The sequence below is a fragment of the Rhizobium sp. MHM7A genome, assembly GCF_005862215.1.
GTDB classification, from domain to species: domain Bacteria; phylum Pseudomonadota; class Alphaproteobacteria; order Rhizobiales; family Rhizobiaceae; genus Rhizobium; species Rhizobium bangladeshense.
The window spans coordinates 22,812-46,133 of the sequence record NZ_VCHT01000011.1; the positions used below are offsets into that span (position 1 = coordinate 22,812).

Annotated in this window: 20 protein-coding genes; 12 read left to right on the plus strand and 8 right to left on the minus strand. The window is 61.7% G+C overall.

The window, feature by feature from the left end; translation table 11 throughout:
* Nucleotides 1-98 precede the first annotated feature (98 nt).
* From FFR93_RS28295 to FFR93_RS28325, 7 genes are all read left to right on the plus strand, one after another.
* Complete coding sequence (locus tag FFR93_RS28295) at nucleotides 99-773, plus strand: response regulator transcription factor (protein ID WP_064707429.1); 675 nt, start codon at nucleotides 99-101, stop codon at nucleotides 771-773.
* Nucleotides 770-2,107 carry a HAMP domain-containing sensor histidine kinase gene (locus tag FFR93_RS28300; RefSeq protein WP_138395586.1) on the plus strand — a complete coding sequence of 446 codons (1,338 nt, stop codon included), beginning with the start codon at nucleotides 770-772 and terminating at the stop codon, nucleotides 2,105-2,107. Before FFR93_RS28295 ends, FFR93_RS28300 begins: the two co-directional genes overlap by 4 nt.
* A 48-nt stretch (nucleotides 2,108-2,155) precedes the next feature.
* The gene (locus tag FFR93_RS28305; protein WP_138395587.1) at nucleotides 2,156-3,136 is read left to right on the plus strand and encodes a 3'-5' exonuclease; all 981 of its coding nucleotides are present in this window, start codon (nucleotides 2,156-2,158) and stop codon (nucleotides 3,134-3,136) included.
* A 163-nt stretch (nucleotides 3,137-3,299) separates the two neighbouring features.
* Complete coding sequence (locus tag FFR93_RS28310; RefSeq protein ID WP_064707432.1) at nucleotides 3,300-3,446, plus strand: DUF1127 domain-containing protein; 147 nt, start codon at nucleotides 3,300-3,302, stop codon at nucleotides 3,444-3,446.
* A 596-nt stretch (nucleotides 3,447-4,042) separates the two neighbouring features.
* The gene (kduI, locus tag FFR93_RS28315) at nucleotides 4,043-4,879 is read left to right on the plus strand and encodes a 5-dehydro-4-deoxy-D-glucuronate isomerase (RefSeq protein ID WP_064707434.1); all 837 of its coding nucleotides are present in this window, start codon (nucleotides 4,043-4,045) and stop codon (nucleotides 4,877-4,879) included.
* Nucleotides 4,876-5,640, plus strand: a complete 765-nt coding sequence (kduD, locus tag FFR93_RS28320; RefSeq protein ID WP_280950663.1) for a 2-dehydro-3-deoxy-D-gluconate 5-dehydrogenase KduD — start codon at nucleotides 4,876-4,878, stop codon at nucleotides 5,638-5,640. The genes kduI and kduD overlap by 4 nt, the downstream gene beginning before the upstream one ends.
* Nucleotides 5,641-5,758: 118 nt before the next feature.
* Nucleotides 5,759-6,505 carry a FadR/GntR family transcriptional regulator gene (locus FFR93_RS28325; RefSeq protein ID WP_138395588.1) on the plus strand — a complete coding sequence of 249 codons (747 nt, stop codon included), beginning with the start codon at nucleotides 5,759-5,761 and terminating at the stop codon, nucleotides 6,503-6,505.
* Nucleotides 6,506-6,561: 56 nt separating this feature from the next.
* Here the strand turns inward: FFR93_RS28325 and FFR93_RS28330 are convergent, their stop codons facing one another.
* Together FFR93_RS28330 and FFR93_RS28335 are read right to left on the minus strand one after the other, a co-directional pair.
* The gene (locus tag FFR93_RS28330; protein WP_138395589.1) at nucleotides 6,562-7,335 is read right to left on the minus strand and encodes a hypothetical protein; all 774 of its coding nucleotides are present in this window, start codon (nucleotides 7,333-7,335) and stop codon (nucleotides 6,562-6,564) included.
* Nucleotides 7,336-7,435: 100 nt separating this feature from the next.
* Complete coding sequence (locus FFR93_RS28335) at nucleotides 7,436-10,729, minus strand: cellobiose phosphorylase (protein ID WP_138395590.1); 3,294 nt, start codon at nucleotides 10,727-10,729, stop codon at nucleotides 7,436-7,438.
* 463 nt (nucleotides 10,730-11,192) lie between these two features.
* Here FFR93_RS28335 and FFR93_RS28340 point away from each other — a divergent pair, with 463 nt between their 5' ends.
* The gene (locus FFR93_RS28340) at nucleotides 11,193-13,214 is read left to right on the plus strand and encodes a beta-N-acetylhexosaminidase (RefSeq protein WP_138395591.1); all 2,022 of its coding nucleotides are present in this window, start codon (nucleotides 11,193-11,195) and stop codon (nucleotides 13,212-13,214) included.
* A 60-nt stretch (nucleotides 13,215-13,274) separates the two neighbouring features.
* On the opposite strand, the gene FFR93_RS28345 is transcribed toward FFR93_RS28340, so the two are convergent.
* On the minus strand, nucleotides 13,275-14,015 hold the full coding sequence (locus FFR93_RS28345; protein ID WP_138395592.1) for an AraC family transcriptional regulator: 741 nt from the start codon (nucleotides 14,013-14,015) through the stop codon (nucleotides 13,275-13,277).
* A 279-nt stretch (nucleotides 14,016-14,294) separates the two neighbouring features.
* Here FFR93_RS28345 and FFR93_RS28350 point away from each other — a divergent pair, with 279 nt between their 5' ends.
* Nucleotides 14,295-15,209 carry a DMT family transporter gene (locus tag FFR93_RS28350; protein WP_138395593.1) on the plus strand — a complete coding sequence of 305 codons (915 nt, stop codon included), beginning with the start codon at nucleotides 14,295-14,297 and terminating at the stop codon, nucleotides 15,207-15,209.
* 5 nt (nucleotides 15,210-15,214) lie between these two features.
* Here the strand turns inward: FFR93_RS28350 and FFR93_RS28355 are convergent, their stop codons facing one another.
* From FFR93_RS28355 to FFR93_RS28375, 5 genes are all read right to left on the minus strand, one after another.
* Complete coding sequence (locus FFR93_RS28355; protein WP_138395594.1) at nucleotides 15,215-16,417, minus strand: ROK family transcriptional regulator; 1,203 nt, start codon at nucleotides 16,415-16,417, stop codon at nucleotides 15,215-15,217.
* A 75-nt stretch (nucleotides 16,418-16,492) separates the two neighbouring features.
* Nucleotides 16,493-17,713, minus strand: coding sequence for an MFS transporter (locus FFR93_RS28360; protein ID WP_138395595.1), 1,221 nt, complete (start codon nucleotides 17,711-17,713; stop codon nucleotides 16,493-16,495).
* Nucleotides 17,714-17,817: 104 nt separating this feature from the next.
* A complete protein-coding gene (locus FFR93_RS28365; protein ID WP_138395596.1) occupies nucleotides 17,818-18,594 on the minus strand; it encodes an SDR family oxidoreductase in 777 nt (258 codons plus the stop codon).
* A gap of 25 nt (nucleotides 18,595-18,619) precedes the next feature.
* Nucleotides 18,620-19,483, minus strand: a complete 864-nt coding sequence (locus FFR93_RS28370; protein WP_064707443.1) for a MurR/RpiR family transcriptional regulator — start codon at nucleotides 19,481-19,483, stop codon at nucleotides 18,620-18,622.
* A 22-nt stretch (nucleotides 19,484-19,505) separates the two neighbouring features.
* Entirely contained in the window at nucleotides 19,506-19,892 is a 387-nt protein-coding gene (locus tag FFR93_RS28375) for a RidA family protein (RefSeq protein WP_138395597.1), read from the minus strand.
* A gap of 111 nt (nucleotides 19,893-20,003) precedes the next feature.
* On the opposite strand from FFR93_RS28375, the gene FFR93_RS28380 reads away from it, so the two are divergent.
* From FFR93_RS28380 to FFR93_RS28390, 3 genes are read left to right on the plus strand one after another with little or no spacing between them, the layout of a single operon-like run.
* Nucleotides 20,004-20,486 carry a hypothetical protein gene (locus FFR93_RS28380; RefSeq protein WP_064707444.1) on the plus strand — a complete coding sequence of 161 codons (483 nt, stop codon included), beginning with the start codon at nucleotides 20,004-20,006 and terminating at the stop codon, nucleotides 20,484-20,486.
* Between the two features lie 30 nt (nucleotides 20,487-20,516).
* The gene (locus FFR93_RS28385) at nucleotides 20,517-21,992 is read left to right on the plus strand and encodes a M81 family metallopeptidase (RefSeq protein WP_138395598.1); all 1,476 of its coding nucleotides are present in this window, start codon (nucleotides 20,517-20,519) and stop codon (nucleotides 21,990-21,992) included.
* Nucleotides 21,993-23,093, plus strand: coding sequence for a D-TA family PLP-dependent enzyme (locus tag FFR93_RS28390; RefSeq protein WP_138395599.1), 1,101 nt, complete (start codon nucleotides 21,993-21,995; stop codon nucleotides 23,091-23,093).
* Nucleotides 23,094-23,322 lie beyond the last annotated feature (229 nt).

The following is a 23,322-nucleotide window of genomic DNA, read 5'->3' on the forward strand; positions in this document are numbered from 1 at the left end:
ATGATTTCGCGTCGATCAGCGAACCGGCATTCGACGCGTCGCAGACGCGCCGGAAGTGCTATGGTTCCACCTATGGATCGACGCCGACAGGATGTGAAATGCGCATATTGCTGATTGAGGATGAACCTCGCATGGCCGCGGCGCTGAGGGTCGCGCTGACGAGACACGACATGGTGATCGACCACGTCTCGACGCTCTGCGACGCCGAGCTGGTGATCGGCGACGGTGCTTATGACGCCCTTCTCCTGGATCGGCAACTGCCCGATGGCGACGGCCTTGATCTCGTTCCGAAGATCCGCAGAAAGGGGCTGACCCTGCCGATCATCGTCATCACTGCAAAGGGAGAAGTCCCTGACAGGATCACCGGGCTTGAAACCGGCGCAGACGACTATCTCGCCAAGCCTTTCGTCTTCGACGAACTCCTGGCGCGGCTGCGCGCCGTCATGCGCCGATCGGAGACCCTGCGTCCGACACTGATTTCAATCGGCCGGCTCTCCTTCGATCCGACCTATTGCGACGTCAGCGTTTCCGGCAGGCGGCTGAATATTCCGCGCCGGGAGGCACTGGTGCTCGAATGCCTCGTGCGCCGGGCCGGTCGCATGGTCCCGCGGCCAACCTTAATGGAAGCAGTTTTCGGCTTCGACGATGAAATCCAATCCAACGCGCTCGATTCCCACATATCCCGATTGCGGCGCAAACTGGCCGCGTCGGAGGCCGGCGTGGTCATCAACGTCATCAGGGGCGTAGGTTATCTGCTGCGGGAAGCGTCATGAACAAATCATGCTCTTATTCGCTGCGCAAACGCCTGTTCTGGCGACTTCTAGCGGTGCAGTCGGTCGTCCTGATTCTGGTCGTCATCCTACTGATCTCGGTGGGCAAGATATTCTATTTCAGATCAACGGAGGGCACGATCGATATCCTGCGCCGCGCCGTCTTCCGGCAGCCTTCGGGAGAACTGAGCCTACGGGAGACGGAGGACCTGCGGCATCTTCGAAAGGACGCGCCCGATCTCTGGTTCACCATTCGCGACAGGCAGGGACATAGCTTGAACGAGGGCCGGGTTCCGGAGGGATATGCCGGCATCGGCAATAGGCTCGATCATATCGGTGAGGCCGAGTTCGGCGGGAATCTCAGCGATCACGCACCTCCGGCCGCCCGGATGAAATGGATCGCCATGGATTGGGGAGAGGTGCAGTTCCTGACCGGCACCGACGGTCCTATACCCCTTACATCCATCCTGTTCGGTGCCTCACTCATCGTTGCAAAGCTCGTCATTCCTATCGTCGCCGTGATGGCATTGGGCGCGCTGATCGCAACGCCGATCGTGGTGCGACGGTCGTTGGTCGGGATCAACCGTGCCGCGCTCGAGGCCGATATGATCGATATCGGCCAGCGCGGCGGCCGGCTTTCGGCAGACGAAATTCCGGATGAAATTGCGCCGCTGGTGCGCGCCGTCAACCGCGCGCTTGGCCGCCTCGACGAAGGCTATGAGCGGCAGGAACGGTTTCTGACCGACGCCGCCCATGAATTGCGCACGCCGATCGCTATCCTGAACACGAGACTTGGATCCCTGCCGCACGGTCCAGTCAAGACCGACCTGCTGGAAGATGCCGCCAGGCTTGCCATACTCACCGAACAGATGCTCGATCTTCAGCGGCTGAAACAGGGCAAGACCCAATTTACCAAAGTCGATCTCGGCCAGCTGGCGCGGAAGGTGATCATCGAAATGGCGCCGCTCGCCTTTGCCGCCGGCTATACGGTGCAGTTCGATGTCGACCACGCCGGAGAGATCGAGGGCGATCCGCTGGCGCTGCAGCGGGCTCTGATGAATATCCTGCAGAACGCGATCAATCACGGCGGCAGGAAAGGCACCATCTCGCTGACCGCCGGCCGCAACTGGATCGAGGTCAGCGACGAGGGACCGGGCATTCCCGCCGATTTGCAGGAGCGCATATTCGAGCCATTCTTCAAGCGCCATCACGACGGACACGGCGCCGGCCTGGGCCTCAATCTGGTTCGCGATATCATGTACATGCACCGTGGCGAGGTGACGATCGGCAACCGCAATCCCGGCGCTCTCTGCCGCCTGAGTTTCTCCGCGGGATAAGCTGCACGCCCGATGGATTAAGCCGCGTCTCCGTGACATATGAGTCGAATGGACGTGCACAGAGATTCGCAACTCGACATGTTTGCCAAGGCATCGCCCGCAATGGCCGACGCACGTGGTCCATCGCGCCGGCGGCCGTCACCGCAGGTAGGCCGCTCCGATGAAGACATGGCGCGCGCGCTTGAAGAGAGCGGCAACTATCGCATCCTGAGGAAACTCGCAGCGCGGCCAGTCGCGGCAGCGAGACAGCCGGGCTTTTCGCGGCTCGGCGTCATCCTCGATACCGAGACGACGGGTCTCAACTACCGCAGCGATGAGATCATCGAAATCGGCGCCGTTGCTTTCACCTTCAATGATGAGGGTGTGATCGGCGACGTGGTAGGCATCTATGGCGGCCTGCAGCAGCCGTCGAGGCCGATCCCTCCCGACATCACCAGGCTGACTGGCATTACCGATGTCATGGTCGAAGGACAGCTCATCGACATGGCGTCACTGAGCGCTCTGATCGAACCGGCGGACCTCATCATTGCCCACAATGCCGGGTTCGACCGGCCGTTCTGCGAGGCCTTCTCGCCCATCTTCGCCGGCAAGGCCTGGTCTTGCTCGGTTTCGGAGATCGACTGGAGCGCCCGCGGCTTCGAGGGCACGAAACTTGGTTATCTCGTCGGCCAAGCCGGCTATTTTCACGAAGGCCATCGCGCGGTGGACGACTGCCACGCGCTGCTGGAGATCCTCGATCGACAGCAAGTTGACGGTGGAAGCCCCTTCGCCGAGCTTTACCGCGCCAGCCAGCGCTGCCGCGTCCGCATCTTTGCCGAACATAGCCCATTCGAGATGAAGGATCATCTGAAGGCGAGGGGCTACCGCTGGTCGGACGGAAGTGATGGCCGTTTGAAATCCTGGTGGATCGAAGTCGGCGAAGACGATCTCGCGGACGAGCTTTTCTATCTGCGCTCGGAAATTTACCGGTGGCCCGAGGCGGATCCGCCGATCGTGCGGCTGACGGCCTTCGATCGCTTCAAATCCTGAAAAACCACGCTCCTTATGGCGACCCATGCAAGAGCCGCATAGGTGCAGTGATGCATTGGCGCTGCAACAATCGAGGGTCTCATATTATATACAGCTCAACGAAGCGAACGAAGCGCCACGGACTGGCAGCTAGGCTTCGAAAGCCCACGGAAAGGGGATCATCATGAACGTAGCACGCTCTTTCAACAATTGGCGCAAGTACCGTCAGACGGTCGCTGAACTGGGCCGTATGTCCACGCGCGAACTGGACGACCTCGGCATCAGCCGCGGCGAAATCCGCAACGTCGCCCGCGCGGCCATCGCCCGCTAACGGCCTGATAAACTACCGCCTTCGACACTTGCCCAGCGCCTGCTTCGACCGAGCGGGCGCTTTGCTTTTGTTGCCCCGCCAGTTATGAGCCCTTCGCATAACGCATAGCTGCCCTGCAAAGAAATGCCTATCATCTGAGCAGCAAATAAGTATGATTATATTCATCGAAGCGATGCATCTCCTCCCGCATCCCTTCGATATGCAGACGGCCCATCCTCCTCCCAGGGACGTCTGCGGGAACGACGGCACTCCTCCTCCCAGCTGTCGTTCGGTTTTTTTCGGAAAGCCTGCCGCACCTCCTCCCGCGGCAGGCTTTTTCGTTTTCGCGCATCGGAGCCGCACCCGCCGGGACGGCCGCCTGCGCCACGACCTCGTCACGATCCCGGACAATTTTCTCCCGCTTATTCTTCAAACTTGCTTTCATTCTCTTGCGGCCTCAGCTCCCTCATGCAGGCACGGACAAAGCGGTTGACACCGAACTTGTCGTACAACTATGTAACCAGACGGATACGACCGCAGCGGACGATGCCGGACATGACCAGCTTTCCGCAAATAGCCATAACGCCTGACGACAATGAAGCTGAAGGAAAATTGACATGCAGATCGACGTGAGGCACGCCTCCCATCCCGAGGCCGTACGCGGATACGACACCGAAACGCTGCGGCGTCACTTTCTGGTGGAGACGGTTTTTGCAGGCGGTGAGATCAGGCTGACATATTCCCATTACGACCGGATGGTCATCGGCGGCGCCACGCCCCTTGCCGACGCGCTGACCCTGACGGCGCCGACGGCGATCGGCCAGGAAACCTTTCTCGCCGAGCGTGAACTCGGGGCCCTGAACATCGGCGGCGCCGGCCGCATCATCGTCGACGGCACGAGCTACGACCTTGCCAAGTATGATTGCCTCTACGCCGGCAAGGGCGTCAAGGATATCCGCTTCGAGAGCGCAGATGCTGCGAATCCGGCGAAGTTCTATCTGGTCTCGACGCCGGCGCACCAAGCGCAGCCGACCGTGCTACTCACCCGCGAAAAGGCGCGTCACCTGACGCCGGGCGAAGCCGCCACGGCCAACAAGCGGTCGATCTACCAGTTCATTCACCCGGAGGTCTGCCAGTCCTGTCAGCTCACCCTGGGCTTCACTATGATCGAGCCGGGCAGCGTCTGGAACACAATGCCGGCCCATACGCATGACCGGCGCATGGAAGCCTATCTTTATTTCGATCTCGAAGCCGACCAGCGGGTCTTCCATTTCATGGGCGAGCCGCAACAGACCCGGCATATGCTCGTCGCCAATGAACAGGCGGTCATCTCGCCGCCCTGGTCGATCCATTCGGGCGCCGGCACCAAGAATTACAGTTTCATCTGGGCGATGGCCGGCGACAACAAGAGCTTCACCGATATGGATCATATCGCCATTGCGGATCTGAGGTGAGCATCGTGGCAAATCCCTTCGATCTCTCCGGCAGGACTGCCGTCATCACCGGTGCCAATACCGGGATCGGCCAGGCCATCGCGGCAGCCTTGGCCGAGGCCGGCGCCTCGATCGTCGCGGTCGGGCGCTCCTCGATGGATGAAACCGAGGCGCTGGTGCAGCAGGCGGGAAGTCGCTTCCATGTCATCAAGGCCGATCTCGGCACCATCGAGCCGGTCAAGCGGATCGTCGCCGAGACCATCCAGACCTTCGGGGGCCTCGATATTCTCGTCAATAATGCCGGCATTATTCGCCGTGCCGATGCGCTCGACTTCACCGAGGAAGACTGGGACGCCGTTATCGACGTCAACCTCAAGACGGCCTTCTTCCTGTCGCAGGCGGCCGGCCGCCACATGGTCGAGCAGGGCAGGGGCAAGATCATCAACATTGCCTCGCTTCTCTCCTTCCAGGGCGGCATCCGCATTCCGTCCTATACCGCCTCGAAAAGCGGCCTTGCCGGACTGACAAAGCTGCTCGCCTGCGAATGGGCCGGCAAGGGTGTCAACGTCAACGCCATCGCGCCAGGCTATTTCGTTACCAACAACACGACGGCGCTGCGTGAGGATCCCGATCGCAATGCAGCCATCCTGGCCCGCATTCCGGCCGGGCGCTGGGGAACGCCGTCCGAACTTGGAGGTGCTGCCGTGTTCCTGGCATCGCCTGCATCCGATTATGTGCATGGAACGGTGCTGCCCGTCGACGGCGGCTGGCTGGCGCGGTGATCGCCTCGCCAGCGTTCGCCGCTGTCGTGACCGAGGTCATTTTGCCTTTCCAGCCGGCATGCGCTAGCAAAGGGTCGTGGCCGGCCCAGCCGCACCGACAGGCGGGATTTGACAAGGAATGACGGACAAGGACGACGCGCTCTTCACCACCGTTCGCCAGCCGGCGAACCTGCGCAGCGGCCTTGCCGATACGCTGATGGCGCAGATCGAGTCCGGTGACCTCAAGCCAGGCCAGCGCCTGCCAACCGAACAGGCGATCATGGCAGCGACAGGCGTCAGCCGCACGATCGTGCGCGAAGCGCTCGCCACGCTGCGCGCCAAAGGGCTGATCACCACGCACCAGGGTCTCGGGGCTTTTGTCACGGACGATCCGACACCGAGATCCTTCTCCATTATTCCGAATGACCTGAAGTCGATCGACGAGGTCCTTCGGGTGCTGGAACTGCGCATGGGGGTCGAATATGAGGCGGCCGGACTTGCCGCAATGCGGCGCACCCAGGAAGATATCGACCGCATGCAGGATCGGCTCGACGCTCTCGATAGGGCGCTCGAAAAGGGCGGATACGGCGCACAGGAGGATTACGCCTTCCACCGGTCGATCCTGGTCGCGACGCAGAATTCTTACTACGGCCGCCTCTTCGATACGTTCGGCAACATCATGGTACCGCGGCAATGGGCGCGCCTGGACAAGATGACGGCTGCGGAGCGCAAGCGCCATGCCGCGCGCATGCGCAGGGAACACCATGCCATATTCACCGCGATCCGCGACGGAAACGAAGCCGCAGCGCGGCGTGCCATCCGTACTCACCTGTCGAAAAGTACGGCGCGCTTCGAAGAGCTGCGCGACGCGACCGGCCTGTCCTAAACGTTCGCATCTTGAGTGCGTGATTTCCCGCTGAACAACGCAAATGAAGAAAGGCGTTACATGCCGCCCTCATCAGATAGCCAAATCCGCAATTGGCCGACCGGCTTGAAACCCAGTTTTGTCATTTCGTCCAGGGCTTCATCACGATCGTATCCGACAAGTGGCAGATCGGGTGAAAAGGCGGCAGTGGCCAACGAGATGGCATCCCGGAAGACCTGCGGCGTGCCAGCCAAGCTAAAGATGTTGGAGATCCCGACAGCCTCGGGTGATCGATTTACGATGCAGCCCGCGTCAAAGCGGTCGCCGGCCCATCGGCCATAGATATGTATGTCCGGATCGGAAAGCAGAGCCAGTGTGAAGACGTTGGCGTCTGTGGGGCTACCCGACTCTTTCCACGAATGCTCCCAGCGTTGCAGGGCCGCCCCATCGCGAATGCGTACCCACTCCTGCGGCGCACGCGCTGAAATTTTGTGAGGTTCAGCCCAAATCCATGATGCGGAAAACAACAACTGGAACCCTTTGTCGACGAGATCGAGCCTAGAAAACCCGTCCTTGAAACCGGGGCGCCGTCCCACCCGATCTGTCAGCCGACCGATTTCAACCAGCTGCTCGTCCGTTGCATCCGGGTCGAGTGTCGTCATGTTGGAATAGTATGGTGGTGCGATCGCGTCGCTTGACCAAAATGCGCTGGTGCGTTGATCAGGCAGTCCGTGGGCACGGAAAACCGCCTGATACAGGTCAGCATTGTTAGCGGCACAAATGCGCGCCTTTTCGGCATCGGATCGTGCCCTGTGTTTCAGGATTTTGCTTTGTGAGGAGTTGCCTATCATAAGAAACCCTGTTGCTCGGAGCGGCGCGGGATCCCTCGTCCTGCAGAGAGGAATACGGGACCACCTAGGATGCTCTCTCTTGCCGTTGTTTAGGGTTCTCTCAACGCTGTTCGCCCATCTTCGGCTTCCTCAGCCGCCGCCAGGCGCTGTGATCCGTCTGCAGAGCGACGGCGGCGTGCGCCGCTGGCAGAAGCGGCTTGCGGCTGCGCCGGCCGAAGCGTCGTTTGAAGCCGAGGATATTTTCGACGAAACTCCTCGTGTAGAGGCCAGGTCCGCTCGAATAGATGCGCCATCCGCAGTCGACGGCGATCTTTCCGTTCTTGGCGCGCGCCCACTGCTCTGCCGCCTGATAACGGTCATGGAAAGCCGCGTCGCTGCTGCTGAAATAGGTATTGCGCTGGCGCAGTGAAGCATGCGGCAAGGCCGTCGTGACGGCGATCGGATTGACGACGGCGATCGCCTTCCACAGCTCCTCCGCCGAAGCGTCGAGCGCGAGCGTCTCGCAATAGCGAAGATGCGCATGCACATACATCAACCCGATCTCGCGGCCGAAGAAGGACGAGGATTCGGCCCGGCGAAACAATGTTTCTAGCCCGCCGGAGTAAGTCGCCGGCTTTTCCATCAGCCGCACGCCGTCGGGGAAGAGCAGATGCTCTTCGATCAGCCGCATATGATCCCGCCTCTGCGCCGGTGTGAACAGCTTGCCGAGCATGGCCTGCGTCATCGAGATCAGCGAGAAGGAAAGCCCGGTGCGTGTGTCGCTCGGATGCAGCAGCAATTCGACGCCGTCATGGGCGGGATCAAAGATGCCATAGCCGGCGACGACGCCGTCACGCATGAGATGACGGTTGAAATCCCGGCGCATCGCCGTTGCAATCTTCCTCAGCGCCTTAGCCCGGTCGTCGTGGCCAATGCGGCGCAGGATCGCGGAATAACGGACGATCTGCTCATAGAGCAGGGCAACGGTCCAGCTGCTGACCATCCAGTCGCGCAGATGCGGATCGGCCGGCTGCAGCGAATCGTTCCAGTCTCCCTCGCCATAGCGGATCAGATGCGTTCCCGGAATGAACTGTTCGCCGACGGTATCGAGCAATTTTTCGACATGGATCGCGATGCTGTCGCTATGGGGCGTCTTCTGCATGGTCTTTTCGTCGCGCCAGGAGACCTCCTGGTCGAGAATGACGAGATCGCCAGTCGCTTCGATATAGTCGCAGAGCGCTTTCAACGGCCAGACGATGACGTCGCCGTGACTGTCGCCCGCCCGGATGTTGGCATAGGGCTCCAGCATGAACCATTGCGGCCAGTCGCCTCGTTCCAGATATTGTTCGCTGAAGACGGTCTTCACCACCTCCCTGGCTTCGCGGTCGTGCTCGTAGGCAAGCAGGAATTCGATCGGCCCCTGGCAGGCGTCGCGCGTACCCCAGGCCGCGCCGGTATATTGCTCCAGGCCGTGCGGCACGCTCAGATGCACGATGGCGTCATGTGCAAGCCAGGGCAGGAGGGTCGCCTGGGCAGCGAGATCGGCCGAAGGGCTGTCGATCCTCATGCCTCGCACGGTGTTGCGCCAGAATGCCGATGCAGGGGCAAGCATGGCCTCATCGGTGACGCCGCCCTCGTAACGGCGCGCCAGCCGTTCGGCTTCTTCGGCATCCGTCATCGAACCGACGACGGCAAAGCGCAGCGCTTGCGTCGGTCGAGACCTCAGCGCGACGAAGGCGCCGTTGCGCGCAACGCCATCGGCATAAAGCAGCTCATCGCCGCCGATCTCCTCGATGGCGTCAGGCGTCGAACTCACCAGCCAGTAAACGGCACCGGGGTAACGCTCGCCCCAGAGCCAGGCCGGGTCCGGCCGGAAAGAGATGCGTTTGCGGCCGGGATCGAAATCAATCTGCCCGCCGGCGTCATATTCGCGCTCTCCGAGCACGACATGACCAAACACCAGGAAGCGGCACGGCTCGCCCTCCACGGACACACTCCATTGCATCGCCGCATCCTCGCCGGAAGCGACTGCCGTGACGATGATCCTGCGCTCCGGGCACTCGTATATCCAGCGGCAGTCGCTCAGTCCCATCTCGAAAGCCGACGGCACCGCCAGAAGCTGCCAGCCCGCGCCCAGATCGGCCAGAATGCGCAGCCCGCTGGCACGCGTCAGATTGTAGGGATCGCGGGACACGGAAAAGAGCTTGTGGAAGGACGTATTGCCAATCGTCAGCTGCGCGGCGAAAATCCCTTGCATCCAGCAGGTGGCGGCAAGGGTGGTATCGTCGAGCAGCATGTTTTGACCGCTTCTGACGATAGCGCCATGACGCCGCGCGACGACGAGCTCCTTGTCGCGCAGGACGACGTGGCGGTTGAGAACGCCGTCCGGCACGAAAAACGAAAGAAGCTTTCGGTGCGCGCGCTCTTCCAGGCTCCGCTCCGGATAGAGCTGGCCGATCGCCTTCTTGTCCAGCGCCTGGGCCTCCAGCAGGGGGGCACCCTGGAGCAGGCTTCGAACTGGCGCCAGGGCCTCTGTATCGGCCGCCGTATTGCCGGACGGCTCAATGCCGTCGAGCCGCGAAAGGTCAGCATCGCCTGACGCCTCGGCATGGTCGGCTGCGAAAAGGGCAAAGAAACCCGCCGTCGCGCCACTTGCCGGCACGGAGAAGGTTTTCGACTGAATGGCGGGACAGGCCATCTCCTGCTGGCGCCGTTCGCTCGGCAGGCTAGTGCCGAAGGGGCCGACCAGAAGCTCGCCCTGGCGGTGCTTCGCCTGCACCAGCTGGATCGCATCCGTGGCATAGGCGACCGCGCCATTGAGGCAGCCCTGGACGAGCCAAGGATTGCGGGCGCCGGGCTGCTTGAGATTTTGCCGGTTCATCAGGACAGGACCGTATGCCTTATGGTCGGCGATGTGATGATCGATATATTGCGAAGCATAGGCTTCGCTGTTCATCAGGAACCCGCGATCGCCGAGACCGACGTCCTGGACGAGCACCAGATCCACCGGCAGCGTTCCCCGCTTCAGATGCCGGAACGAGCCACGCCAGAACCATGCCGTTTCGGAGGGATGAAGCTCGAGACGAACGTCATAAGCGATATCGCCTGTCTTGCCGCTCCAGGAGAAGCTCGTCGCATTCCACCCGAAGCTGCCGTCGGCATGAGGTCCGACGATCTCGACGACACCGGGGTTTGAGCCTCCAATACGCAGATAGAGGCGGCCGATGCCGCCGATGAGCGGCGAACCCTGGGTCTGGTTGATCTGCACCGATCCCTTGTCGTCGACATATTCAATGGCAAACAGCGTACCGTTTGGCAGGGCCGATATGGACAGGCCGGAACCGTTGCTGATCGTGAAGAGGTCCAGCTCTTCGCGTCGGGGCACCTGCAAACTGCGCGTGAAGTCCGGGGACATCGGGATCTCATCGATTGGGAGCGAATCGGAGGATGACGCAAAAAGATTGAGAGAAATCTTACCGGCGATCGGAAGACAGACAACCCGCCACGAACGGCTAGGACGGCATTGTCGACACCGTTCTCAGTCGCTGCGACGACCTTGAGTTTGAATTCGTTGAGGACGTCGATTGCACTGTCCGCCGTGTAGGCAAGTATTGACGTCCGCGGGGGAGGCCAAGGGCGTCGGACTCGGCGGAATCCGCCTTGTGGCCTAACCTCAGCATGGTCGCGATCAACCACAGGCGGCATTTTCGAACGCCGCCGGCGCCAGTCAATCAGAAGCGCTTGAGACTCTGGCAAAGCCGGAATCGGTGATTGACGACCCGGCGGGTAACTGGCTAACGATATTAAATCAATTTGATTGAGTCCTTCGACCCGACGTTTTGCCGTTCCAGACCTGATCTGCAAAGGAAGCAGCGACCATGTCCACACCGCGATCGAAAGCCCTGCGTCTCGAGACGCTCTGGAACCCGCCTGCCGACGGCAAGGAGTTTTCCTATGTCCTGCGCCTCAAGAATCTCGGCGCAGAGCCGCTTTCGAATTTTTCTCTCTGCGTCAGCGGCCCCGGCCGCGTCGATCCCGCCGGGCGGGTCGAAGGCGCCACGGTTTCCCAACGACTTTCGAATTTCACGGAGTTCCAGCCCCCGGCCAATTTTGTGCTCGGCGCGGGCGAGACCTGGACCATATCGGTCTATGCGCTGAGCTGGCCGTTCCGCCACTGGACGGACGGCGCAACGAGCGGTTATGTCGCGCTCGCCGATGGCAGCACGATCGTCCTCCCGATTGAGCCGACACGGTCCTCCGTCAGCAACGCGCCGCTGAAGCGCGGTGCCGAGATCTATCCCGTTCCCGCAAATGCGCCGGTTCAGGTGTCGATCATTCCCTGGCCGAACCGCGTCGCGGTCGCCTCGCGCCGTCCGCTGCCGGCGGGTTTTGCCCCGCAGGCGCAGAGCCCCGAAGGGGAGGCGGCTGCGAAAAGCTTCGCGGCGCTGGTGGACCATCTCTTCGCGGTCGAAGGCATCGTGCGAACCGAGGCCGAGGGCGCGGTTCGTGTGGGGCTGAAGGACGCCGCCGCCTTCGGGGCGGAGGCCTATCGGCTGAGCTTCGAGGACGAGGCGATCACGATCGAGGCAAGCAGCCGGACCGGCTTCCTCTACGGCCTTGTCACACTCGGCCAGATCTGGCGCGGCGCCAGGCTGCATCCCGGTGTCTTCCAATTTCCCGCATCCGGCGAGATCGTCGACGAACCGTCGATGGGCTGGCGCGGCCTGCATCTCGATGTCGCACGCCAGTTCTACGGCGCCGCCGAAGTCAAGAAGCTGTTGGCAGTACTTGCCTGGAACAAGCTCAACCGCTTCCACTGGCACCTTTCCGACGACGAGGCCTGGCGGGTGGAGATCGATGCCTACCCAGCCTTGACCGAGATCGGCGCCTGGCGGGGTCACGGTCTTGCCGTGCCGCCGCTTCTGGGCTCAAGCCCGGCTCGAACGGGCGGCTATTATACCAAATCCGTCATCCGCGAGATCGTCGCCCTCGCAAAGAGCTTCGGCATCGAGATCGTGCCGGAGATCGATATGCCCGGACATTGTTATGCCATGCAGCAGGCCATACCGGAGGTGCGCGATCCCGCTGAGAAAGGCAGCTATTACTCGGTTCAGGGTTTTCCCGACAACTGCATTAATCCGGCGCGCGAGCAGACCTATCACATCGTCGAGACCATTCTTTCCGAACTCATCGAACTCTTTCCATTCAAGACGATCCATCTCGGCGCCGACGAGGTTCCACTCGGCGCATGGTCCGGCTCGCCGGAAGCGCTGGCGCGCCTACGCGCCATCGCCGGCGACGAGGTTGCCGATGCGCATGCCAAGCGGCTGAACGTCGTCACCAATACCCATGGCGCCGACGACATTCACGGCTCGGGCGCCGCCATCCTGCAGGCGGAATTCCTGGAGCGAGTCCAGCGCTTCCTGGCGAGCAAGGGCTGCGTCACCGGCGGCTGGGAGGAGGCGGCTCATGGCGACGTCATCGACAAGTCGAAAAGCTATCTCTGCAGCTGGCGCAATGTCGAAGTTTCGGCCGAGCTCGCCGAACGCGGCTACCAGATGGTGGTCTGCCCCGGCCAGGTCTATTATCTCGACATGGCGCTGAGGACGGACTGGGATGAGCCCGGCGCCAGCTGGGCAGGAAACTCAACCGCGGAAAAGCTCTACAATTTCGATCCGGTCGGCGGCTGGACAGCGAGCCAGAAACAGCAGCTTCTCGGCATCCAGGCCTGCATCTGGTCCGAACCGATGACGGATCGCGCCGTCTTCGACCGTCTCGTCTTCCCACGCCTTTCCGCACTCGCCGAAACCGGCTGGACGAACCCCTCGTCCAAGTCCTGGGAACGTTTCAAGGCGCTCGCGGGGTTGATGCCGCTGCTCTACGGACTGCAGGAGTCGTAGCGCCCGGATTGGGCAACGCAGCGATCCAAAATAGGACGGGTTCCGATAGGAGGCCGCGCATCACTGTCGCTGCCGGTAGGCAGAGGGTGTGACGCCTGTGCCCGACTTGAAAGCCCGTGTCATGTGGCTCTGGCTGCTGAAGCCGCAGGCCGAAGCGATCTGCGCGATTGGATCCGTGCCGCGCAACATCGATTTGGCGCGCTCGACACGCCGGTGAGCCACCCAGCCATGCGGGGACACACCATAGCTTACCCGGAACATCCGCTGAAAATGAAAGGCGCTGAGCTGCCCGATTGCCGCCAGATCCTGCAAGCGGATCGTCTCATCGAGATGGGCCTCGATATATTCCAGGATCCGGCGCCGCACGTGAGGAGCAAGCCCGCCGCTGATCGCACAGGGGCGCATCCCTCCGTAACGTGAATCAACGAAGAAATTGTTGATCGTCTGCGTCATCGCTTCTTCAGCCAGCAGATGATCACCCGCCAACATCGCTTCGGTCAGCTGCCGAAGCGTGTGCGCCAAGACGGGTGCATCGGCGAAGGTTGCTTCGGCAAGAGCCATAAGCCGGGCATCGCGGTCGAACGTCTCAGCAAACATCCGGCGCATCTGATCGTCGGAAATGTAGAGATGGACGAAGTCGAAGGGATCGGTGATTTCCCATTCGGACGAGTGCCCCTGTGGCATGACGCACAAGGCCCCAGGCCGGCCTCGCGCGGCGGGGCTGCCATCCAGACGGCGTGTTCCGGCGCCACCGTTGAGATAAAGGCTGAACGTATGTCCGTCCGGCCGCTCATAGCTCATCCTGTCGCTGCCATTGCTCCAGAGGGCCGCAGATCGCCCGAACCCCAAATCGATGGACTGCGACACGCGCGCAGAGGGAGATGCTGACAAAAACCCGAAAACCGAGAGACGGCTATCTTTCACCAATTCTTCTTCCCCACATGTGTGAAGCCTTGCGAACAATACCGGTGGACGACCCACGTGGCGAGTGGGAACTCCGGGCAGATCCATTTCATAGCAAGAATCTGCAAGAGACCGGCTCACCGTTGGCCTATCGCTCGAGAAAACGAGGATCACTCCATGGCCAATGCCGCTCTCTTCATCTCGACCGTGCTCATATGGGGCACGACCTGGATTGCCATTGCCATGCAGGTCGGTCCCGTGCCGGTGCTGGTCTCGGTCTTTTACAGATTTGCGGTCGCAGCAGTGATCCTCGTCGCCATCCTGGCTTTCATGCGGCGGCTCAATGTCCCTGCCTTGCGGGACCAGCCCTTTATCCTAGCGCAAGCGCTCTGCCTGTTCAGCCTCAATTTCATCTGTTTCTACAATGCAGCTGGCTTCATTCCCTCCGGGCTGATCTCCGTCATCTTTTCGCTGGCAACGATCTACAATGCCGTCAATGCGCGACTTTTCTTCGGCGACCGCATTACAGGCCGAACGCTCCTGGCTGCGACGCTCGGAGCAACAGGCCTCCTCCTGCTTTTCGGAGAGGAGGTTGTCGTCGATTTCAATATGGGCACGTTGAAAGGGATAGGGCTCGCGGCGCTTGGCACGCTGTTCTTCTCGCTCGGCAACATGGCATCGCGTCGAAACAGCGCTGCCGGGATCTCACCGCTTACCGCCAATGGCTGGGGCATGACCTATGGCGCGATCGTCCTCCTCTTGCTGATCGCCGTGACCCAAACGCCGATCGTGGCCCCGCCTGACATCACCTATCTTGCCGCTCTCCTCTATCTCGCGGCCATCGGATCGGTGATCGGCTTCACCACCTACCTCATGCTGGTGTCGCGCATCGGCTCCTCACGCGCTGCCTATGCCACCGTCCTGTTCCCGATCGTCGCCCTGTCATTGTCGACAGTCTTCGAGGGCTACCACTGGAGTGGTCTCGGCCTGATCGGCCTGGCGCTGACGCTTCTCGGCAACGTGGTCATCTTTGCGCGACCTTTAGCCCGCCGCCCAATTCAATCGACTGCGCGGCTGCCGGCAAGCGGGTGACAGTGTCAGCCGACCGGCTTTTGCAGGACGTCGAAGCGCGGATTGGTTTCGGAAAAGATCGGCAGGGCGGCAGCGCCAAGGATCGCCGTATCCTTGCCGGTCATGCCGATCATAACCCGGGGTATCGTCCGCTTTCGGTCGGGATCGATCGGCACGTGCAGCGGCTCGAGCCGCTCGGCAAGGCGGCGCATCAGCGATGTCGATACGCTGCCGCCGAGTACGATGGTCTGCGGATCGAAGGCAAGCTCCAGAAAATCGAGGGTCTGCCGCAACGGCTCGACGGCCTGATCCAGCCAGGCATCGAGGCCTTCGCTGCCTTCGGCGATCAGCGGATCGAGATCGTCGGGCGAAAGCTCCCGCGCATTCGCAATGCCCATGCATTCGTAAGCTACGCTTGGCGAGAGATAACGATCCAGGCAGCCGCGCTTGCCGCAGCTGCAGAGCCTGCCATGCGGCTCGACGATTATATGCCCGATCTCGCCTGCATTGTTGCGGCTGCCCTTGTAGAGATGGCCGTCGAGAAACATTCCGGCGCCGATGCCGCCGGCGCCCGCCAGGAACAGATAGACGAAGCTGCCGAGGCCGCGGGCGACGCCGTGAAGACGCTCGCCGATCGCGGCCGCCGTCGCATCGTTCTCGACCAGGACCGGCACTCCAACCCGTTGTTCCAGTGCATGCGCGACCGGAAAATCCTGCCAACCCGGCAGGCTCTGCGGACTGAGGGACGTGGTGCCGCCATCGGCGTAGCGGCCGGGCAGGGCGATGCCGACACCGAGCAGCCTATCTCGGTCGAATGCGAAGGCCTGCTGAAGCTCCTCGACGATTGCCTGGAGAGCAGACATGGCCCTTTGCGGATCGGGGTGTTCGACCTGGTGCTCGATGCGCGCGCAGACGGCGCCCGAGAGATCCGTCAGCACGCCGCTTGCGCGGCGGCGGCCAAGTTCCAGGCCAATCGAATAGGCACCGTGCGGATTGATGCTGTAGGGAATGATCGGCTGGCCTCGCGCCAGCTTCTGCGCCTCGGCCGCAACGAGAAGATGCGATCGCTCCAGCTCCTCGACGATGTTCGAGACGGTCTGGGCCGTCAGCGCCGTCATCCGGGCGATCGCGGCCCGTGACAGCGGACCGTGGATGCGGACAGCCTCGATCACCACGCGCCGGTTGTGAGACTTGGCCTGCTCGAGATTCGTGCCGGAAATCGCCTTCATGTCACCTTCGAAGGAAATGAAGCATCACCCTTGTCACAAGACGGAGACTGATGAAAGACACATTCCTCGCTGCTCTTATTTGCCGATGGCGCTGGCTCGATGAACGCTGCGCCTCCGCAAGAAGCCAAGCATCGTTATCCCCGATAGGCCGGTGACGGCACTGAAGACGGCGGTGCCGGAATAGCCCGCCACCGCCGTGCCGGCAGCAAAGACCAATGCGCCGATCCCGGCACTGGCAAAGATATTGACGGAGATCAGCGCGCTGCCGAGCCCCGGTCGATCCGCGATCAGATCCTGTAGATAGGTGATCGGAATGCTGATGATCGCCGCCGCGCCGATGCCGGCAAGCAAGGTGAGAGCGTAGAGGTGCCATGGTTCAGAGGCAAAGCCGAGAAGGCCGAGGAACACTGCATAGACGATGGAGCCGGCGGCAAGCGCCGCCATCTGCCCGGTCTTGCGGGCAATGCGCGACCAGACGATGATGAAGACGATCTCCAACAATGCGACGATGCCGACGAGAATGCCGACATCGCTGAGCGCGCCATGCGCCGCGCCGGTGGCGATCAGCGGCAGAAGGGCGTCGTTGAGATGCAGCGTGCTGGTGATGAGCGCCACCCCACAGACATGCGCGGAAATCCGCGGCGAAACCACTTGGCGAAGCGCGCCGAGATAGGTGAGATGGTGGGTTGCGGCCAACTCCGTTCCCGCCCGTTTCGGCAGGGCGAAGAGGATGATCCCCTGGCAGAACAGACATGAGATGGCGGCAAAGAGATAGGCCGGCAGCATGCTCGACGCACCCGAGAGAACAAGGCCGGTAACGCCTGGGATCAGCACCCAGGAGAGCGAGATCATCGCCCGCACGCCTGAATTGGCCGTCACCATCTCGCTTCGGTTCATGCCCTGCATCGCCGCGCGCGCATTGGCGAACAGCAGCGAATTCAACGCGCCGTAAATCGGCAGCGGGATCAGCGCGCTGACGACGAAGACGGCGGCGTCCGGAAAGGCGTAGACCATGCCGTAACCGACGATGCCGAAGACGCAGGCGCCGATCATCGCCGAACGATACTCGCCCAGCCGATCGGCGAGATTGCCGAGCAGGACGCTGACGACGACATTCACCGCCGCCGATGCAAAGGTGAGGGTGGAGTAGAGACCATCGCTCAGCCCCAGTTCGCGAATGCCGACGACCGAACGATAGGGCGCGGTCATTGCTCCCGCCATGCCGAAGGTGAAAATGGCGATCATGCTGGCGCGGATCGCCGGATTGCGGAAGACGTCGGGAAAAAGGCGGCTCATGCGGTCGATCAATCGTCAGGGAAATCGGCAGGCGCGGCCGCGTCGGGCAGTCCCGGAGGTCATCTCATGCTATCGTCTCGGCTCGGAACTCGGAGCCCTGAATGTCAATAATGCTCCGATTGCGAGAAGGTTCGGGCCAGTTCGGCTTGGCCGGCCGTCAGGCCACAATCGACGGGCAGGCAGACGCCTGAGATGGCTGCTGCCAGAGGGCCGGCAAGGAAGGCCACGGCATAGGCCACATCCAGCGGATCGACGACGCGCTGCAGCGGATACCAGCGGCGCGCTTCCTCGAACACATTGGGGTTGGCCGCGGCGCGCGCCTCCCAGGCCTGCGTCTTCACCGTGCCGGGCGCAACCGCATTGGAGCGGATGCCGAACTTGCCGTATTCCACGGCGACCAATCGGGTGAAATGCAGCAGGCCCGCCTTGGCGGCGCTATAGGCGGGATGTCCAAAGACATTCATGCCGTTGACCGAGGCGATGTTGACGACGGAACCCTTGGACGTCTTCAGCATCGGTTCGAAGGCGCGAAAACATAAGAATGCCGCCTCGAGATTGAGCGCATTGTCGGCCCGCCAGATCTCGGGCGTCGTATCGTGCAGGCTGGTGGCGCGAGCGGCGCCGGCATTGTTGACGAGGGTTCGAACGAGGCCGCTGCCGGCAGCGCGTTCTGCCAGTTCGGCAATGCTCATCTCACTGGTCACGTCGCATCCGAAGGCCACGAAACGGTCCGCCGGGCCGAGCTTCGAAGCCACGGCGGCTGCGGCAGCCGCATCGATGTCGGCAAGCAGAACGACATCATGATCATCGGCGAGCCGCGCGGCAATCGCCGCGCCGATGTCGCCTGCAGCGCCCGTCACGATGGCGATCGATTGGGTCATTTATTGTCGCTCCTGTTCATATGCTTCAGTCTCCAAGCAACTGCCGGTCGTCGCCGTCGCGGTGAATGACGAGCTGCTGCTTGATGCGCCGTAGCGTCGCCGTCGCTTTCGGCTGAACGGCGTAGGCGACCAAGCTCGACAGGATGTCGACCATCGCGATGTAGGCGATGCGCGTCGAGGTCGGACGGTAGATATTGTTGCCTTCGGGAAGATCGATCGCCACGACGATCTCGGCAGCCTTGGCGACGGGGCTGTCCGTCTGCGTCAAAGCGATCGTCTTCACCCTGGTGTCGCGGGCAAGCTCGAAGGCCCGCACCAGCTCCATATTACGCCCGGAGAAGGACGAACCGATCAGCACGTCGCCCGGTTTGGCGGCGGCTGCCATCATCAGCTGCATGCTGTGGTCTGAACTCGCCGTGATACGAAGTCCGAGACGGAAGAGGCGATTCTGCAGCTCGTCGGCGATCATCGACGAATTGCCGCCCGAGCCGAAGGCGTAGATCATGTCGGCCTTGGCGATATGGGAAACGGCAGCTTCGATCGCGGCAAGATCGAGCGACCGATGCAGGAGGAAGAGCGCGTTCTGGGCCTTGGTGATGATATCCTGGGCGACATCGGCCGGATCGGTGCTCTTCGATTCCGGCTTCAGATAACGCACGCCGATATGGGCAGTGCGGGCGAGCTGGACCTTGAAGTCGGAAAAGCTTTCGCAACCCAGCCGGCGGCAAAAGCGAGTGACGGTCGGCGGCGAGACCTCGGCCCGTTCCGCGAGTTCGATGATCGAGGCGTTCACGGCGAATTCGAAGTCGTTGACGATGATCTCCGCGATGCGGCTTTCGGAGGGGGAGAGCCGGCCTTTGTCTTCCTGCAATGTCGAAAAAATATCCAAACCCGTCCCCCCGATGGCGCCATCAATCCTTCTTCTTATAGGCCACGCAGTCGATCTCAACCTTGCAATCGACCATCATCGACGATTGCACACAGGCGCGCGCCGGCGGATGCTCGCCGAAATACTCCTGATAGATCTTGTTGAAGGTCCAGAAGTCGCGCGGGTCGTCGAGCCATACGCCGACGCGCACGACGTCCTCGACGCCGTATCCGGCCTCTTCGAGGATCGCCAGAACATTGGCGATCGTCTTGTGGGTCTGGGCGATGATGTTGCCGCCGATGATCTCGCCATCTTCCATCGCCACCTGCCCGGAAACATAGAGCCATCCGTCAGCTTCGACAGCGCGCGCGAAAGGCAGCGCCTTGCCGCCGGCGCCGGTTTGCACAGTGCCATAGCGCTTGATAGGCATTCCCAAATCCTTGCAAATTATTTTCTTGATAAGTTGACAAATGACCATAGAAAGCAGAATTTGACCAGTGAAAAACGCGAATTATGAAAAGAATTTCAATCCGGGGCTGATATGCGCGATCCTTTCGAGAGTCCTTTCCCTTCCGACAGCGCCCGGCACGCGATCTGGGAAATGCTCGTTCCGCGCGATATCGATGCCTTTCTGACCGCCGACTGGTCGATGGTGGAAAATGACTTCGTGGAAGAAGGCTTCATCGGTATCGACGGCCGCAAGGAGACCAACCCCGACAAATGGCGGCTCGCTTTCCCGACGCTCAAAGCCTACCGCGACGAGTGGCTGAGGCAGGCGCAGGATTTCGCCGGACAAAGTTTCGCCGAAGATCCGCGCACGGCGATCTTCACCACGACGACGCTCGAAGATATCGAGATCGAAGGCGACATGGCGCTGGTGCGCAAGAAATTCGACGGCGGCATCACCAAGTCCGACGGCACCCGCGACATCCTGCAATGGCAGACGCTTTATTATTGCCGGCTTCACGAAGGACGCTGGAAGATCTCAGGTTTCACCGGCTACCTGCCGAACCCGATGGGGTAAAGCGGGGCCGACAACACGAAGGCCACTTTCTTGCGCATATTCACGGCAGCACTGGCGACCGAGACCAACACCTTCTCCCCGATCTGCGTGGATCGTCGCGCATTCGAAGCCTCGCTCTATGCCCCGCCCGGCCAGCATCCCGAAACGCCGACGCTCTGCACCGCGCCGATCACCGTCGGAAGGCGCGTCGCCAAGGAAAAGGGCTGGGAACTGATCGAGGGAACCGCCACCTGGGCCGACCCCGCCGGCCTCGTCAACCGGACGACCTACGAAGAACTGCGTGACGAAATCCTCGGCCAGCTCCACGCGGCAATGCCCGTCGATGCGGTCGTCATGGGCCTGCACGGCGCCATGGTGGCGGCCGGATATGAGGATACGGAAGGCGATCTTCTCCAGCGCATGCGCGAGATCGTCGGACCTGACGTGCTCATCTCAGCCGAACTCGATCCGCATAGCCATTTGACCGCGAAGCGCGTCGAAGCACTCGATTTCGCCATCTATTTCAAGGAGTTTCCGCACACCGACTTCGTCGATCGCGCGGAGGACCTCTGGAGCATCGCTGTGGAAACACTGGAAGGCCGGGTCAAGCCAGTCATGTCGGTGTTCGACTGCCGCATGATCGATGTCTTCCCGACATCGCGCGAACCCATGCGCTCCTTCGTCGACAAGATCATGCAGATCGAGAAGGATGACCCCGAGATCCTGTCGATCTCAGTGATCCACGGTTTCATGGTCGGCGACGTTCCCGAAATGGGAACGAAGCTGCTTGTCGTCACCGACAACAGGCCGGAAAAAGGCGCGGCGCTGGCGCGGGAACTCGGCCTTGAACTGTTTTCCAAGCGCGGCACCTTCATGATCCCGCAGATCGACGAGAAGGAAGCCGTCGCCCGCGCAATGGCCGCGACCGCCTGGCCCGTCGTCATCGCCGACGTCTGGGACAATCCGGGTGGCGGCACGGCAGGAGATGCGACTGTTATTCTCGCAGAGCTCATGGCCCGCGGCGTCACCAGCGCCGCCATCGGCACCATCTGGGATCCGATGGCCGTGCAGATCTGTTTTGCGGCGGGCGAGGGCGCGGAGATTCCCCTGCGCTTCGGCGCCAAATCAGCCCCCGGCACCGGCAATCCCATCGACGGCACTGTCAAGGTCGTGAAGCTGGTTAGGAATGCCGAGATGCAGTTCGGCGAGAGCCTGGCGCCCTTCGGCGATGCCGCCCATATCGTGCTCGACGACCTCGACATCATCCTCAATTCCACGCGCGCCCAGAGCTTCGATCCCAGCCTGTTTTCGGTGATGGGCATCGATCCCACGAAGCAGAAGATCCTGGTGATCAAATCCACCAACCACTTCTTCGCGTCGTTCTTCCGGATTGCGGCGGAAATCCTTTACTGCTCCGCCGGAACGCCTTATCCCAATAATCCAGCGACGACGCCGTACCGGCGGGCGCCGAAAACCATCTGGCCGATCGTGGCCGATCCACATGGGACAGAACGCGGAGCCGCCTAAATGCATGATGCCAGCTTCGCCGTCGTCGCCAAGGCAGGCGACAGGATCGCCGATCTCTCGACGCCGCGCCCTGTCATCGACGAGGACCGGCTGGCTGCGAACATCCACCGCGTTCAATCCTATATGGATCAGCACGGTTTGAACTTCCGACCGCATATCAAGACGCACAAGATTCCGGCACTCGCCGTCGCCCAGGTCGCGGCCGGCGCCAAGGGCATCAATTGCCAGAAGGTCACGGAAGCTGAGGTCTTTGCCGAAGCAGGTTTCGGCGACATCCTGATTACCTTCAATATCCTCGGACAGCAGAAGCTCGAGCGCCTAGCGAGATTGAACGAGAAAATACCGGCCCTCAAAGTCGTCGCCGATAGCGAAGTGACGGTCGACGGGCTCGCCGCACATTTTTCCGGCCATAAGCCGCTGACCGTGCTTGTGGAATGCGACACCGGCGCCGGCCGCTGCGGTGTGCAGACGCCGGAGGCGGCGGCCTCACTCGCCAAGCGCATCGCCGCAGCCGACGGCCTCACCTTCGGCGGCATCGTCAACTACCCGAAGCCGCAATCGGCCGCCGCCGTCGAAGCCTTCATCGCCGAGACGGTGAGCCGCCTGCAATCGGAAGGCATAAGCTGTCCGATCGTCAGCAATGGCGGAACGCCGAGCCTGTTCGAGGCGCATCTCGTCAGGTCAGCCACCGAACACCGTGCCGGCACCTACATCTACAACGACCGGCAGATGGTGCGCATGGGCCATTGCACCGAGGACGATTGCGCCATGCATGTGCTGGCGACCGTGGTGTCACGGCCAACCGCCGACCGCGCCGTCATCGATGCCGGCTCGAAGGCGCTGACCTCGGATCTCCAGGGCTTCAGCGACTACGGCCTGATCGTCGGTTATCCCCAGGCCTGCATCACCAGCCTGTCGGAGGAACACGGCGTGATCGATCTGTCGAACTGCACCGGCCCCCGGCCGCAGATCGGCGAAAAGCTCTTCATCATCCCGAACCACACCTGCGTGGTTTCAAACCTGTTCGATACAATGGTTTTCCATCGGGGTGGGATCGTGACGCGCGTTGAGAAGGTCGCGGCCCGCGGCCTCGTCTGGTAGGGGTTCCGGTTGAGGGTGAACAGCCTCGGTCACTGAAGGCTTCGGAGCCACCAGAGTTCAGTCGCTGGTATCGCAAGACCTGTGCGCGGTATGTCGCGCCAACGGGGACTTGGACTCTACAGGCGAGTGTCCGCTTTGGGCCGTTGGCGAGCGGACCGTTTTCGGGAAGCAGGCGCTGAAAGCTTACATTCATTCATCAGCGGCTCGAAGGTCCGCTTTTTAAGTCGCA

Excerpts from the sequence above, each read along its gene's own strand:
- FFR93_RS28355 (WP_138395594.1), bottom strand. The coding sequence starts at position 16,417 with ATGAAGGCGATTTCCGGCACGAATCTCGAGCAGGCCAAGTCTCACAAC.
- FFR93_RS28365 (WP_138395596.1), bottom strand. The coding sequence starts at position 18,594 with ATGACCCAATCGATCGCCATCGTGACGGGCGCTGCAGGCGACATCGGC.
- FFR93_RS28340 (WP_138395591.1), top strand. The coding sequence starts at position 11,193 with ATGTCCACACCGCGATCGAAAGCCCTGCGTCTCGAGACGCTCTGGAAC.
- kduI (WP_064707434.1), top strand. The coding sequence starts at position 4,043 with ATGCAGATCGACGTGAGGCACGCCTCCCATCCCGAGGCCGTACGCGGA.
- FFR93_RS28335 (WP_138395590.1), bottom strand. The coding sequence starts at position 10,729 with ATGTCCCCGGACTTCACGCGCAGTTTGCAGGTGCCCCGACGCGAAGAG.
- FFR93_RS28295 (WP_064707429.1), top strand. The coding sequence starts at position 99 with ATGCGCATATTGCTGATTGAGGATGAACCTCGCATGGCCGCGGCGCTG.
- FFR93_RS28345 (WP_138395592.1), bottom strand. The coding sequence starts at position 14,015 with ATGAGCTATGAGCGGCCGGACGGACATACGTTCAGCCTTTATCTCAAC.
- FFR93_RS28310 (WP_064707432.1), top strand. The coding sequence starts at position 3,300 with ATGAACGTAGCACGCTCTTTCAACAATTGGCGCAAGTACCGTCAGACG.
- FFR93_RS28380 (WP_064707444.1), top strand. The coding sequence starts at position 20,004 with ATGCGCGATCCTTTCGAGAGTCCTTTCCCTTCCGACAGCGCCCGGCAC.
- FFR93_RS28305 (WP_138395587.1), top strand. The coding sequence starts at position 2,156 with ATGGACGTGCACAGAGATTCGCAACTCGACATGTTTGCCAAGGCATCG.
- FFR93_RS28325 (WP_138395588.1), top strand. The coding sequence starts at position 5,759 with ATGACGGACAAGGACGACGCGCTCTTCACCACCGTTCGCCAGCCGGCG.
- FFR93_RS28375 (WP_138395597.1), bottom strand. The coding sequence starts at position 19,892 with ATGCCTATCAAGCGCTATGGCACTGTGCAAACCGGCGCCGGCGGCAAG.
- FFR93_RS28350 (WP_138395593.1), top strand. The coding sequence starts at position 14,295 with ATGGCCAATGCCGCTCTCTTCATCTCGACCGTGCTCATATGGGGCACG.
- FFR93_RS28360 (WP_138395595.1), bottom strand. The coding sequence starts at position 17,713 with ATGAGCCGCCTTTTTCCCGACGTCTTCCGCAATCCGGCGATCCGCGCC.
- FFR93_RS28330 (WP_138395589.1), bottom strand. The coding sequence starts at position 7,335 with ATGATAGGCAACTCCTCACAAAGCAAAATCCTGAAACACAGGGCACGA.
- FFR93_RS28390 (WP_138395599.1), top strand. The coding sequence starts at position 21,993 with ATGCATGATGCCAGCTTCGCCGTCGTCGCCAAGGCAGGCGACAGGATC.
- FFR93_RS28300 (WP_138395586.1), top strand. The coding sequence starts at position 770 with ATGAACAAATCATGCTCTTATTCGCTGCGCAAACGCCTGTTCTGGCGA.